This is a genomic window from Nocardia sp. NPDC055029 (assembly GCF_053608525.1).
The window spans coordinates 1-12,674 of the sequence record NZ_JBSGVQ010000020.1 but is presented as its reverse complement, the minus strand read 5'-3'; the positions used below and the strand labels follow the sequence as shown (position 1 = coordinate 12,674).

Annotated in this window: 13 protein-coding genes; 8 read left to right on the top strand and 5 right to left on the bottom strand. The window is 67.7% G+C overall.

The window, feature by feature from the left end; all coding sequences use genetic code 11:
• The first annotated feature begins 91 nt into the window (after positions 1-91).
• Positions 92-1,057, top strand: a complete 966-nt coding sequence (locus ACWF9G_RS18405; RefSeq protein ID WP_379310031.1) for a glycosyltransferase — start codon at positions 92-94, stop codon at positions 1,055-1,057.
• A complete protein-coding gene (locus tag ACWF9G_RS18400) occupies positions 1,054-2,598 on the top strand; it encodes a DUF2142 domain-containing protein (RefSeq protein WP_452516602.1) in 1,545 nt (514 codons plus the stop codon). The genes ACWF9G_RS18405 and ACWF9G_RS18400 overlap by 4 nt, the downstream gene beginning before the upstream one ends.
• Positions 2,599-2,619: 21 nt before the next feature.
• Here the strand turns inward: ACWF9G_RS18400 and rfbB are convergent, their stop codons facing one another.
• Positions 2,620-3,621, bottom strand: a complete 1,002-nt coding sequence (gene rfbB / locus ACWF9G_RS18395) for a dTDP-glucose 4,6-dehydratase (RefSeq protein WP_379310033.1) — start codon at positions 3,619-3,621, stop codon at positions 2,620-2,622.
• Positions 3,622-3,947: 326 nt separating this feature from the next.
• Between rfbB and ACWF9G_RS18390 the strand changes: the two genes are divergently transcribed.
• On the top strand, positions 3,948-4,655 hold the full coding sequence (locus ACWF9G_RS18390; protein WP_379310034.1) for a hypothetical protein: 708 nt from the start codon (positions 3,948-3,950) through the stop codon (positions 4,653-4,655).
• A gap of 132 nt (positions 4,656-4,787) precedes the next feature.
• Complete coding sequence (locus ACWF9G_RS18385; RefSeq protein ID WP_452516600.1) at positions 4,788-5,492, top strand: hypothetical protein; 705 nt, start codon at positions 4,788-4,790, stop codon at positions 5,490-5,492.
• A 115-nt stretch (positions 5,493-5,607) separates the two neighbouring features.
• On the opposite strand, the gene ACWF9G_RS18380 is transcribed toward ACWF9G_RS18385, so the two are convergent.
• On the bottom strand, positions 5,608-6,663 hold the full coding sequence (locus tag ACWF9G_RS18380; protein WP_379310036.1) for an alpha/beta hydrolase: 1,056 nt from the start codon (positions 6,661-6,663) through the stop codon (positions 5,608-5,610).
• Positions 6,664-6,904: 241 nt separating this feature from the next.
• Here ACWF9G_RS18380 and rfbA point away from each other — a divergent pair, with 241 nt between their 5' ends.
• On the top strand, positions 6,905-7,777 hold the full coding sequence (gene rfbA / locus ACWF9G_RS18375) for a glucose-1-phosphate thymidylyltransferase RfbA (protein ID WP_379310037.1): 873 nt from the start codon (positions 6,905-6,907) through the stop codon (positions 7,775-7,777).
• Between the two features lie 2 nt (positions 7,778-7,779).
• On the top strand, positions 7,780-8,328 hold the full coding sequence (locus ACWF9G_RS18370) for a dTDP-4-dehydrorhamnose 3,5-epimerase family protein (RefSeq protein ID WP_379079564.1): 549 nt from the start codon (positions 7,780-7,782) through the stop codon (positions 8,326-8,328).
• A gap of 60 nt (positions 8,329-8,388) precedes the next feature.
• On the opposite strand, the gene ACWF9G_RS18365 is transcribed toward ACWF9G_RS18370, so the two are convergent.
• Positions 8,389-9,870 (bottom strand): MFS transporter, encoded by a 1,482-nt coding sequence (locus ACWF9G_RS18365; protein WP_452516598.1) that lies wholly within the window; start codon positions 9,868-9,870, stop codon positions 8,389-8,391.
• A gap of 85 nt (positions 9,871-9,955) precedes the next feature.
• On the opposite strand from ACWF9G_RS18365, the gene ACWF9G_RS18360 reads away from it, so the two are divergent.
• Positions 9,956-10,357 (top strand): MarR family winged helix-turn-helix transcriptional regulator, encoded by a 402-nt coding sequence (locus ACWF9G_RS18360; RefSeq protein ID WP_379310040.1) that lies wholly within the window; start codon positions 9,956-9,958, stop codon positions 10,355-10,357.
• Positions 10,358-10,360: 3 nt separating this feature from the next.
• Here the strand turns inward: ACWF9G_RS18360 and ACWF9G_RS18355 are convergent, their stop codons facing one another.
• Together ACWF9G_RS18355 and ACWF9G_RS18350 are read right to left on the bottom strand one after the other, a co-directional pair.
• Positions 10,361-11,206, bottom strand: coding sequence for a helix-turn-helix domain-containing protein (locus ACWF9G_RS18355; RefSeq protein ID WP_452516596.1), 846 nt, complete (start codon positions 11,204-11,206; stop codon positions 10,361-10,363).
• Positions 11,207-11,352: 146 nt separating this feature from the next.
• Positions 11,353-11,955: a DUF4282 domain-containing protein gene (locus tag ACWF9G_RS18350; RefSeq protein WP_452516595.1), complete on the bottom strand. Its 603-nt coding sequence runs from the start codon at positions 11,953-11,955 to the stop codon at positions 11,353-11,355.
• 181 nt (positions 11,956-12,136) lie between these two features.
• On the opposite strand from ACWF9G_RS18350, the gene ACWF9G_RS18345 reads away from it, so the two are divergent.
• The gene (locus tag ACWF9G_RS18345; RefSeq protein WP_379310043.1) at positions 12,137-12,628 is read left to right on the top strand and encodes a hypothetical protein; all 492 of its coding nucleotides are present in this window, start codon (positions 12,137-12,139) and stop codon (positions 12,626-12,628) included.
• Positions 12,629-12,674 lie beyond the last annotated feature (46 nt).

Here is a 12,674-nt window from a genome sequence, read left to right as displayed (position 1 = left end):
CGTTAAGCTCGCTGAACCGGGTGAGCGGATCCGACGCGCGCTGTGTACCCTCCCGGTGTCCCACTGCTGCCTACATCGAGGATTGACCCGGGTGGACTCCACCGAGCTTCGCATTGCCGCCGTGGTCCCCTGCCACAACGAAGAGGCCGCGGTCGCCAAGGTCGTCGCCGACCTGAAGGCCGCCGTGCCGGGGATCGTCGTCTACGTCTACGACAACCTGAGCACCGACCGCACCGCCGAATGCGCCCGTGAGGCCGGGGCGATCGTGCGCTACGAGAACACCAAGGGCAAGGGCAACGTCGTGCGCCGCGCCTTCGCCGACATCGAGGCCGACGTCTACGTGATGATCGACGGCGACGACACCTACGAGGCGTCCGCGGCACCGCTGATGATCAAGACGCTGCTCGATGGCCCCTACGATCACGTGCTCGGCGTGCGCAAGCAGGACGAGGACACCAACGCCTACCGCTCGGGTCACGAGACCGGCAACAAGGTGCTCAACGGCGTCGTCGGCAAGGTGTTCGGCGAGAACGTCGAAGACATGCTGAGCGGCTTCCGGGTGTTCTCCCGCCGGTTCGTCAAGAGCTTCCCCGCCGTCTCGCGCGAGTTCGAGATCGAGACGGAACTGACCGTGCACTCGCTGCACCTGCGGGTACCGCAGACCGCGGTGCAGGTCGGTTTCCGTGACCGCCCGGCGGGCAGCGAGTCCAAGCTGCGCACCTACCGCGACGGCACCAAGATCCTCGCGCTGATACTCGGCCTGGCCAGGCACGAGCGCCCGGTGGCGTTCTACGGCCTGTTCGGCACGCTGGCCTGGCTGGTGTCGCTGATCCTGACCGTCCCGATCGTGATCGAGTTCTACAACACCAACGAGGTGGCGCGGTTCCCGACGCTGTTCTTCGCGTTCACGCTGATGCTGCTCGGCAGCCTCGCCTGGACCGCCGGCATGATCCTCGACGGCATCCGCCGGTCCCGGCACGAGGCGGCGCGACTGGTCTACCTGCGCTATTCCGCGGCCGGGGTGAACGACGACGTCGCTGCCGGAGACCGTCGGTGACGATTTCGACCGAGCCGGACACCACCGCCGAGCTCAGCAAAACCGCAACTCCCGCACCGAGCACCAAGGACCGCGCCCTCGCGCCGGTCCGCACGCTGACCGACAAGCTGGGCGCGGCCACCGTCGCGTTCGCCGTGATCGCGACCGTGTTCGGCGCGCTGTTCGCCGTGCTCACGCCGACGTTCTGGGGCCATGACGAGATCACCCAGTTCGGCCGCGCCTACCAGGTCGCGCACGGCGGGGTGTTCCCGCAGCGCATCGCGGACGATCGCGGTGTCGCCTACGGCGGCCAGATCCCGGTCAGCGTCGACGAGCTGATGGGCTACGCCTTCCGCGACTACAACGACAACCCCGACGAGTCCGACGAGCCCAATGCCATGGTGGCCGACCCCGCCGCCTACGACCGGCTGGGCGACGCCGAGATCTCCGCGGCCACCAAGCCCATGTGGTTCACCAACACCGCCGCCTACTCACCGGTGCCGTATGTGCCCGCCGCCGTGGGCATCCGGCTCGGTGAGGCGCTCGGCCTGAATATCGGCGGGCTGTCTCTGCTGACCCGGCTGGCCGGGCTGATCACCTACCTCGCGGTCGTCGGCTTCGCGCTGTACGCGCTGCGGGAGCGGCGCAGCCAGTGGCTGGTGTTCACCGTCGCGGTGCTGCCGATCGCGCTGTTCCAGGCGGGCACCGTCACCGCGGACACGCTCACCAACGCGCTCGCGATCATGGTGTCGGCGCTGCTGCTCAAGGCGCTGTTCGTCGGCGATCGGCTGCGTCCGGTGGAAACCGGTGCGCTGCTGGCCGCGACGATCGCGCTGCCGCTGAGCAAACCGACATATGTGCTGCTGGCGATGCTCGTTGTCGTTGTCCCCGCCGACCGGCTGGGATTCGCCGGGAAACTCAAGCTGATTCCGTGGGCGTTCGCCGCGACCGGCGCCGCGCTTTTCCTGGCGTGGACCAAGATTGCCGCGCCGACCGGCGAGGGCATGGGCCTGATGCGCCCGCCGCACCAGTGGTACGAGGTGCGTCCCGGTGACCAGCTGAAGGGAATCCTCGGCGACCCGGTGCAATTCGTGCACACCTTCGGCGAGAGCATCGCGCTGCGTGATCACCGCTGGTTCAACCAGTTCTTCGGTGAACTCGGCTTCGCCTATGTCGACGTGCCCGCGATATCCATGCTGGCGTGCCTGATCGCCTTCGCGGTGAGTTTCGGTATCGCCGACCGGATGAGCGTCGTGACGGCCACTTTCCGGCGCACCCTGATCGTGGCGCTGACGGTGCTGGCGAGCGTGGCGATGATCTACGTGACGCTGTACATGTCGTTCACGCCGGTCGATTTCTACATCATCGACGGTGTGCAGGGCCGGTATTTCGTGCCGCTGGCGATCATAGGCCTGGCTGTCGTCGCGCGCTGGGTTCCCTTGCGGCTCACCGATTCCGACGGCGTGATTCCCACTCGCGCAACGGCGATCGCCGTCACCTGCGCGTCGGTTTTCGCACTGATCGGCGCGGCCGCAACGTATTACACCGTCGTCTGGGGATAATTCCCCGGACGACGGTGGGGGTCAGAGCTTCTTTTCGCCCGCCGCGGCGTAGGCGCGTTCGGTGGCGGCCTTCTTGGGCCGCCACCAGTTTTCGTTCTCGCGGTACCAGGTGATGGTGTCGGCCAGGCCTGCCCGGAAGTCCGCGTACCGCGGTGACCAGCCGAGTTCCTCGCGCAGCAGACTCGCGTCGATGGCGTAGCGCTGGTCGTGGCCGGGCCGGTCGGTCACGTGATCGAAGTCGGCGGGATCGCGGTCGAAGGCCTGCAGAATGAGCTGGACGACGCTGAGATTGTCGAGTTCGCCCTCGGCGCCGATGAGGTAGGTCTGGCCGATCCGGCCGCGGTCGAGAATGTCCCACACCGCGCGATTGTGGTCGTCGACGTGGATCCAGTCGCGCACCTGATGACCGGCGCCGTAGAGACGCGGGCGCACACCGTCGATCAAATTGGTGATCTGGCGTGGGATGAATTTCTCCACATGCTGATACGGGCCGTAATTGTTGGAGCAGTTCGACAGCGTCGCGCGGACGCCGAACGAACGGGTCCAGGCGCGCACCAGCAGATCGCTGCCCGCTTTCGTCGCCGAATACGGGCTCGACGGGTTGTAGGCGGTGGTTTCGGTGAAGGCGGGGTCGTCGGGGGTGAGGTCGCCGTACACCTCGTCGGTGGAGACGTGGTGGTAGCGCACATCGTGGCGGCGCACCGCCTGTAGCAGCGAGTAGGTGCCGACGATATTGGTCTGCACGAACGGCCACGGCTCGGCAAGGGAGTTGTCGTTGTGCGATTCGGCGGCGAAATGCACCACCGCGTCGACGCCGCTGACCAGATTGTCGACCAGGTCGAGATCGGCGATGTCGCCGTGCACGAATTCGATCCGATCGGCGACCGAATCCAGCGACGCGCGGTTTCCCGCGTAGGTGAGCGCGTCGAGGACGGTCACGTGGACATCCGGGCGCGTGACCACGGTCTGCTGGACGAAATTCGCACCGATGAAGCCGGCCCCGCCGGTTACGAGCACTCGCACCACGCCAACGATACGTGCTCGCGCATGCCCGCCGTGCGGCGGAGTCCGCCCGAAATCCGTTGCCGTACTGTCGCACTGCCGAGACGCTCCAGGTATTTACACTGTGATGTCAGTCACACTACGAGTGGGTAGGTTACGACTCAGAGTCTGGTTTCCTGAGAAAAAGCCCGGTCAACGCTCAGGTTTCGAGCAACGCACTGGTCCTGGGGTATCGCCGGTGAACAGAATTTGAATAGACGGTCACGGCCGGTTCACCGCGCGTTAGCTGCAGGGGATTTTGATCATCGAGTCCCCTCCGAACGCTCCAACATCGAGGTTCAACGAAAATGCTGATGAGGAAATTCGCCGCCACCTCGGCGCTGCTGATCGCCGCCATGGGCGTCACCGCCGGCGCCGTCAACGCTGCGCCGAACGAGGCCCCGGCCCCGGTCAACTTCACCGCCCAGGAGATCAACGGCACGTCCGTCATCACCACCGACGCGGGCTCGCTGGTCGAGGAAGAAGGCGCCTTCAAGATCAAGGCCGCCGATGGCACCACCATCGCCGCCACCCCGCTGACCTTCCGTCTCGACGACTTCGAGCTGCCCATCGCGGCCGAGATCTCGGGCAACAAGGCCGTCCTGACCCCGCAGCTCGACCCGGCCAAGGCCGTGTACAAGCCGGTCGCCCTGCCTTTCGAGGACAAGGCCCCGTGGAAGTCCGAGTACGACCGTGAGCTCGCCGCCTTCAACCGCATGAAGGACACCATCTCCATGGGCGCCTCCATCGCGTCGCTGGTCGGTGGCCTCGGCGGCGCTGCCGTCGGTTGCGTCCTCGGTGGCGTCCTCGCCGGCACGGTCGCCCTCGGCACCATCGTCGGCCTGCTCGGCCCCTTCCTGCCTGCCGCCGCCGTCGGCTGCATCGCGGGCGCGCTGCTGGTCGGCCCGGTCGGCGTCATCGCGGGCAACATCTTCATCAGCCTCCCCGTCGCCATCGGTGCTGCCATCCAGTACTTCACCACCATCAACCAGCCGTTCACCGCGCCGGCCAAGTAATCCGGTCTCGAACGACGCACAACTGAACTCGCACAACTGAATACGCGAGCCAGGAGCCCCGCCCGGCCTGCCGGGCGGGGCTTCATGCATTGATCCCCCTGCACCGCATCGACATTGAGGACTCCCACGCTCATGCTCATCAAGAAGTTCGCCGCGACCTCGGCCCTGCTGATCGCCGCCATGGGCGTCACCGCCGGTGCTGTCAACGCCGCCCCCGCCGAGGCCGCCCCGATCAACTACACCGCCCAGGAAGTGAACGGCACGTCCGTCATCACCACCGACGCGGGTTCGCTGGTCGCCGAAGACGGCGCCTTCAAGATCAAGGCCGCCAACGGCGACACCATCGCCGCCACGCCGCTGTCGTTCCGCCTAGACGAGTTCGAGCTACCGATCGCCGCCGAGATCTCGGGCAACAAGGCCGTCCTGACCCCGCAGCTTGACCCGGCCAAGGCCGTCTACAAGCCCGTCGCGCTGCCCTTCGAGGACAAGGCGCCCTGGAAGTCGGAGTACGACCGTGAGGTCGCGGCCTGGAGCCGCCTGACCTCCACCATCTCGATGGGCGCCTCCATCGGCGCGCTGGTCGGTGGCCTCGGCGGCGCCGCTGTGGGTTGCGTCCTCGGTGGCGTGCTCGCGGGCACGGTCGCCCTTGGCACCATCGTCGGCCTGCTCGGCCCCTTCCTGCCCGCCGCCGCCGTCGGCTGCATCGCCGGCGCCCTGCTCGTCGGCCCGGTCGGCGCCATCGCCGGTCAGCTCTTCATCACCGCTCCGGTGGCGATCGGTGCGGCCATCCAGTACTTCACCACCATCAACCAGCCGTTCACCGCGCCGGCCAAGTAATCCGGTACCGAGTACAGCGGAAGCCCCGTCCGGCGCACTGCCGGACGGGGCTTCTTCAGGTAGGAGGCTCGTCCGGCCGATCGTGATCAGGACGTCCGAGCCAGTTCGATAGCTTCTATGCGGTCCTGGCCCGCTGGGCGGGTTCCAGAGCGACCCGGACGAACTTGGCGACCCGCCCGAGCACCGAGCGGCTCTCCGGCATGCTCGGCAGGATGCTCATGAACGCGTGCACCTGGCCGCGCCACAGCTCGAGGGTGTTGGGGACACCCGCCGCGCTGAGCCGATGGGCCATGAGCTCGCAGTCGTAGCGCAGCAGCTCGTCCTCCGCGGCGATGAGCAGGACCGGGGGCAGTCCGGCGAGGTCGGCGTTGACCGGCGACAGCGCCGGGTCGAGCGGGCCCTCGGTCTCGGCACCGAGCCGGACGACAGCCTCGAGGCCCGACAGCGGGATGTACGCGTCCCGGCTGACGTTGACGTATCCCTGCTTGGCCCGGTAGTCCAGGTCGAGCAGCGGGCTCAGGCCGACCAGCGCAGCGGGCAGCGGCAGCCCGATCTCGCGGGAGCGCAGCGCGGTGGCGAAGGTGAGGTAACCACCGGCGGAGTCACCCGCGAAGACGATCCTTGCCGGATCGGCGCCGTGGCGCAGCAGCCAGCGGTAGGCGAGCACACAGTCGTCGATCGCCGAGCTGATCGAGCGGCCTGGCAGCTGCCGGTACTCCACATTCAGCACCGGCAGTCCGGTCCGCCGAGCCACACCCGCGACAATCGCCCGGTGCGACTGCAGGCCACCGACCGCGAATCCGCCGCCGTGCATGTACAGCACCGCACCGTGGCGCAGCGCGCGCGAGCCGCCGGCAGGCCGCACCATCTCCATCTTGAAGCCGTCCATCTGGATCTGCTCGCGCTCGATGCCGTGCGGTTCGGGCCGCAGCCGGGAGAGCAGGTCGACGGCGGCGGCGCCGATCGGGATGGTCGCCCTGTTGATCGGGACGGTCCGCAGCAGCGGTCCGATGACGCCGACGCAGGCGCCCATCAGGACCCGCGAGGAGGTGCTGCTCCGGCCGGAGTTCACGATGATGCCCTGGGGGTGGGGCTTGCTCGTACTCTTGGCTGTGGTGGCGGGCGCGACCCCGCTGAACACACCGATTCCGGCGATCTTGGGCGTTGCCATCGCGCACCTACCTCACAGCTGGCGCGTCGACCGCGGACCAGGGCAGGCCCCCGGAACGGATGTCGACGCTGACATCTAACACGGTGATGTTTCACACATCGATGCTCACATAATCAGATGAACGCGATGTCTGTCTCGTTAATCGCCCGACACACCCGGTCACGAAACGTTCGTGACCATTTCGTCGACGTGTCGGAACCTCCCCGACTCCGCGTGAGCGGGAACTGGCAGACTGCCCCCCATGCGCGGAATCATCCTGGCGGGCGGCACGGGTTCGCGGCTGCACCCCATCACGCGCGGGGTGAGCAAGCAGCTCGTCCCGGTCTACGACAAGCCCATGGTCTACTACCCGTTGTCCACCCTCATGCTGGCAGGGATCGACGACATTCTGGTGATCACCACGCCGGAGGATGCCGACGCGTTCGCCCGGCTGCTCGGTGACGGCAGCCAGTTCGGCGTCTCGATCAGCTACGTGGTGCAGCCAGAACCCGACGGTCTCGCGCGCGCGTTCGTGCTGGGTGCCGGCCATATCGGCGCCGAGCCCGCCGCCCTGGTCCTCGGCGACAACATCTTCCACGGCCCCGGCCTCGGCTCCAGCCTGGCCCGCTTCCACGACATCGACGGCGGCGCCGTGTTCGCCTACTGGGTCAGCGACCCGACCGCCTACGGCGTGGTGGAGTTCGAGCAGGGCCGCGCGGTCTCCATCGAGGAGAAGCCGAAGGTGCCGCGCTCGAACTACGCCATCCCCGGCCTCTACTTCTACGACAACGACGTGGTCGACATCGCCCGCGAGCTGCGCCCGTCGGCGCGCGGGGAGTACGAGATCACCGACATCAACCGCGCCTACCTCGAGCAGGGCAAGCTCAGCGTCGACGTGCTCGCCCGCGGCACCGCCTGGCTCGACACCGGCACCTTCGACTCGCTGCTCGATGCCGCCAACTACGTGCGCACCATCGAGGAACGCCAGGGCCTCAAGATCGGCGTGCCGGAAGAGGTGGCGTGGCGGCGCGGGCTGATCACCGACGACCAGCTGTGCGAGCTGGCCGAACCGATGGTGCGCTCCGGCTACGGCCGCTATCTGCTGGATCTGATCGACCGCGGGAAAGACTGGTAAGCATGCAGATCCGTGAACTGGCCATCCCCGGCGCGTGGGAGGTGACCCCGCGGCTGCTCGGCGACGACCGCGGCATGTTCTGCGAATCGTTCAAGGCCTCGGAGTTCGAGAAGGCCACCGGGCGGCCGTTCGAGCTGCACCAGGTGAACACCTCGGTCTCGGCGGCAGGCGTGCTGCGCGGCATCCACTACACCGAGGACCCGCCGGGTCAGGCCAAGTACGTAACCTGCGTGCGCGGGGCGTTCCTCGACGTCGTCGTCGATCTGCGGCCCGGCTCGCCGACCTACGGACGCTGGGACAGTGTGTTGCTCGACGACGTGCACCGCCGCTCGGTGTTCCTGTCCGAGGGCCTCGGCCACGCCATCCTCTCACTGGAGGACGGCTCGACGGTCACCTACCTGTGCTCGCTGGAATACACCCCCGAATTCGACCGGGACATGGACGCTTTCGATCCGCGTCTCGGGATCGAGTGGCCGACCGAGGGCCGCGACGGCAGCAGGCTCACCTATATCCGCTCCGCCAAAGACGAAGTGGCCCCGCCTTTTTCTTGATCCACGTGAAACGACGGACGGCACCACCTGTGCAAGGTGGTGCCGTCCGGCGCTATCCGATCAGGCGACCGGCTCGAGGACCTTCTCCTCGGCGACCGGAACCTCGGCGACCCGCGACCGGGTCAACCGCGGCAGGAAGACCGTCAGGGCGACCAGCGCGCCGACGATGGTGACGCCCGCGGCGAACTCGAGGCCAGGCCGGTAGGTGTCGAGCATCTGCTGCGGCGTCGCACCGGCGCCGTGCCCGCCGGAGGTGACGATCGCGGTGGTCACCGCGAGCACGATGGCCGCGCCGACCTGCATGGAGGTCTGCAGCACGCCGGCCGCCAGACCCTGCTCGTCGTCATCGATACCGCTGGTGGCCTGCACGTTGATCGCCGGGAAACCGACCCAGCCGATGCCGATCAGCAAGATGGCGGGCAGCAGCACGGTCAGGTAGTCCGGCGCGGTGTCGACCCGCAGGAACAGCAGGTAGCCCACGGCCATCACGGACATGGTGACGGCGATGACCGGCCCGGTGCCGAAACGGTCGATCAGCTTCTCGGAGAAGAACGCCGACCCGACGACCAGGATGCCGACCGGCAGCAGCGCCATCGCCAGCTTCAGCGCCGACCAGTCCAGCGTGTCCTGCATGTACAGGGTGACGATGAACTGCCAGCTGAAGTACGAACCGGCGACCGCGATGATGGCCAGGCTGGCCCGCACCAGCGACACCTTGCGCAGGATGCCGAGGCGAACCAGCGGGTGCTTCACCCGCTGCTCGGTGATCACGAACGCGGCGAACAGGGCGATGACGGCGAGGAACGAACCGACCGTGCGGAGCGAGGTCCAGCCGACCTCCGGCGCGGTGACCACGGTGTAGACCAGCAGCAGCATGCCCGCGGTGGACAGCAGCGCGCCGAGCAGATCGTGCCCGCCCTCCTCGGCCTTACCGTCCTTGGGCACCAGCACGTACGCGGCGACCAGGGCGGCAAGGGCGATCGGGACCGGCAGCAGGAAGGTCCAGCGCCAGCCGACGCCGGTCATCAGTCCGCCGAACAGCAGGCCCATGGAGTAACCACCGGCACCGAAGACGGTGTAGATGGACAGCGCCTTGTTGCGCGCCTTTCCTTCGGCGAAGGTCGTGGTGATGATCGACAGGCCGGTCGGCGCGGTGAACGCGGCGGCGAGGCCCTTGATGAAGCGGGTGACAATCAGCAGCGTCGGGTCGCTGACCAGGCCGCCGACCAGCGAGGCGACGGCGAAGACCGCCAGCGCGATGAGGAAGACCTTGCGGCGTCCGAGCAGGTCGGCGGTGCGCCCGCCGAGCAGCAGCAGGCCGCCGTAACCGAGGACGTAGCCGCTGACGAGCCACTGCAGGGTGGAGGTGGACAGATCGAGTTCGGCGCCGATGGACGGCAGCGCGACGCCGATCATCGAGACGTCGAGACCGTCGAGGAACAGAACGATGCACAGGGTGATCAGCATGCCCCAGAGGCGAAGCGGCCACCTGGTCGGATCGGTCGCCTGATCTGCGGCCGAGAGCGTTGCTGGCGAAGTCATGCGGAGGACATTACATGCACACGCATTAATTGCCAACACATAAATTGCGGTTGCATGGACATGCCCGGGTCACTAAGATGGGGCCATGTCGAACCCGGCCACAGCATCAGCTCGGCGCAACGAAGCGCCCACCGAGCTGGTCGGCCAGTGGCGCGAACTGCTCGATCGGCACGCCGCCGTGAGCTGCGCACTGGAGAAGGCGCTTCAGCACCAGCACCGCATCGGACTCAGCGAATTCGAGACACTCGATCGCCTGGTCGACGCGGCCTGTCAGAAGTACCGGATGACCGAACTGGCCGGTGACATCTACCTGAGTCAGAGCGCGCTCTCGCGCGCCGTAGCCAGGCTGGAGAAAGACGGCCTCGTCGAGCGCACCATGTGCGCCGAGGACCGCCGCGCCATCTTCGTCCACCTGACGGAAAAGGGCAGGGCGGTCTACGACCGAGCCCTGCCCACGCACCGTGCGGTGCTCGCCAACTCCTGGTAGGAGCTACGGCGCGCCGGATGCCGCCGCGCTGATGTCGGTGAACGCGCCGCGGTAGCGCTCGTAGTCGGCGGGCTTGTCCAGATAGGCCGAGCCCGCGAAGGTCTCGGCGTAGACCACCGGCGGTTCCGGCCGGTCGAGCGAGCCGTCGACGCCGAAGTCCAGGATCACGAACCGGCCCGATTCCAGGCCTGCGTGATAGCCGGTATCACCGGGCATCACCTGGATCCGGACCGTGTCGAGCTCGGCCAGCTCGCGCAGCCGCGCGCGCTGGGCGGCCAGCACCCGGTCGTCACCGATGCGCCGGGTCAGCACCGCCTCGGCCAGCACCACCTGCAGCCGCAGCGGCGAATCCGCGCGGGTGAGCAGCGCCTGCCTGGCCTCGCGCACCCGCAGCCTGCGCCCGAGCTCGGCCTCGGTCAGCCCTGGCACGGTCTGCTCGAGCAGCGCCCTGGTGTAGTCCTCGGTCTGCAACAGCGCCGGGACCAGGCCGTCCTCGTAGATCGACAGCCCGGTGGCCGCCTCCTCCAGCCCGATGTAGACCTCGAAGCCCTCCGGGATCACATCGCCGTAGCTCGTCCACCATCCCCGTGCCTTGGTTTCGCGAGCCAAGGCGGCCAGCGGCTCGACGAGCTCCGCCGGCGCGCCGTACACCTTGCACATCGCCTCGACGTCGAGGCTGCGCAACGAGGTCTGGCCGGTCTCGATCCGCCAGATCTTCGCTTCCGACCACTCGAGTTGCGCCGCCGCGGTCCTCGTCGTCATCCGCGCCTGATTACGCAGGTCACGTAAGTGCCTGCCCAGCTGCCTGCGCGGCATCGTCGAACCGGTGACGCCCTGTGGTGAAGCCATACTTCCCCCCTGTTATCCAAATCCGGCCTCCCCCATCTCTTTCGGAGACCGCCCTACGCAGCCGACCTACGCGTCGGATCTGCGTACGGATTGTTTCACAATGAATCGGACATCGCGCAACACCTAGTTCAAGTACTAGCCCGGAGCTACTTTTTCTTCCTGAAGCGCCAGAACTGCACGGCACGAACGTCTTCGGAGAGCTGGTTCACCGGCTCGGCGACATCGGAGAGCGCCTGGAACAACCCGTCGGCCAGGTCGCTGATGTGCTCGACCCGGCCGGCCAGCCGGGCGGCGTTGCTCGCGAACTCCAGCATCAACCGCACCGCGGCCGCGATCGTCAGCCCGAGCGGGATCGCGACCAGCGCGGCGAGGATGCCGAGCAGCGCCGACGCCCGCCACGCCAGCACCGTGAGCACCACCGGAATGCCGATGCCGAAGGAGACGACGCCGAGGATGTAGGCCAGCGGCAGCAACGTTCTGGTCGCCGGCCTGCGGAACTGGACATCGACCAGCGAGCGCAGGACTTCGGCGGCCCACTGCTTGGCCGATCCGGTGCTGCGGAACGGGTCGTCGAAACCCGCGTCGCGTGGTATGTCCGAATCGTCCGCGTTCTCGTCGTCGCCGGCCTGCGCCGCCCGCCGCGCCGCGCGCTTCACGTCGGTCTCTTTCCAAGAGAGCCAGCGTGATTCGGCTTCGAACTCCTCGGGTTCCCCCTCGGGAGACGGGGTGGTGCCCGGCGCTTCGGTCATATGCCGAATCCTGCCCGGTTTCGGCCCCTACGCCAACCCTGCCGGGCCGCATCCTCCGATAGCGAAGGTCGGCGGAGTGAGACGAACCAGACAGTCGCGAATATTTTTCGGGAACGGCGTAACAAGACTGCCACCCCGGTCCGATACGACCCATGAACGCAGGAACAGAGCTCTTCGGGGAATGGAGAACACAGTGCGCACGACGTTTCCGACCACAACCACGGCCGCCGAGAAAGGTGCCGCCGCGCAGGAGTACGCCGCGCGGGGTTGGACGGTTGCCGAAACGGCCAATGGCCTGTGCCTGATCACCGACGACGAGGTCTCGGCAATCGAGATCACCGGTGAGATGGCGGGCGAGGTCCGTCGCTTCCTGCGCGCCAACAACCTGTCCGGCCCCGTGATCGAGATCCCGGGCCAGGAGCGTCGCGAGATCCACCTCGTCACCGGTGTCCGCAAGGCCGCCATGGCGATCGAGGCCATGCGCGAGGCCGGCGTCGTCGTGCACACCGACGGTGCCAGCATCCCGCTGCCCCCGACCCAGCTCGCCGCGGGCTCCGCCTCCTGGGGCGTCGCTCCGGCCGAGGCCCGCTGGGTCCCGCCGGTCGTCGCCCTCGGTGCCGCAGTGCGCGCCGCCGCGACCCGCAAGCGCGCCACGCTGACCGTGGCCTGCTGAGGACGAGAACTCACCGAACCCGCTGATCGCGACGCCTCCCCGACGT

What these genes read in the sequence shown, in the direction of transcription:
- ACWF9G_RS18360 (WP_379310040.1), top strand. Translation starts at nt 9,956, where the DNA reads ATGTCGAACCCGGCCACAGCATCAGCTCGGCGCAACGAAGCGCCCACC.
- ACWF9G_RS18370 (WP_379079564.1), top strand. Translation starts at nt 7,780, where the DNA reads ATGCAGATCCGTGAACTGGCCATCCCCGGCGCGTGGGAGGTGACCCCG.
- ACWF9G_RS18355 (WP_452516596.1), bottom strand. Translation starts at nt 11,206, where the DNA reads ATGGCTTCACCACAGGGCGTCACCGGTTCGACGATGCCGCGCAGGCAG.
- ACWF9G_RS18345 (WP_379310043.1), top strand. Translation starts at nt 12,137, where the DNA reads ATGGAGAACACAGTGCGCACGACGTTTCCGACCACAACCACGGCCGCC.
- ACWF9G_RS18350 (WP_452516595.1), bottom strand. Translation starts at nt 11,955, where the DNA reads ATGACCGAAGCGCCGGGCACCACCCCGTCTCCCGAGGGGGAACCCGAG.
- ACWF9G_RS18390 (WP_379310034.1), top strand. Translation starts at nt 3,948, where the DNA reads ATGCTGATGAGGAAATTCGCCGCCACCTCGGCGCTGCTGATCGCCGCC.
- ACWF9G_RS18365 (WP_452516598.1), bottom strand. Translation starts at nt 9,870, where the DNA reads ATGACTTCGCCAGCAACGCTCTCGGCCGCAGATCAGGCGACCGATCCG.
- ACWF9G_RS18385 (WP_452516600.1), top strand. Translation starts at nt 4,788, where the DNA reads ATGCTCATCAAGAAGTTCGCCGCGACCTCGGCCCTGCTGATCGCCGCC.
- rfbA (WP_379310037.1), top strand. Translation starts at nt 6,905, where the DNA reads ATGCGCGGAATCATCCTGGCGGGCGGCACGGGTTCGCGGCTGCACCCC.
- ACWF9G_RS18380 (WP_379310036.1), bottom strand. Translation starts at nt 6,663, where the DNA reads ATGGCAACGCCCAAGATCGCCGGAATCGGTGTGTTCAGCGGGGTCGCG.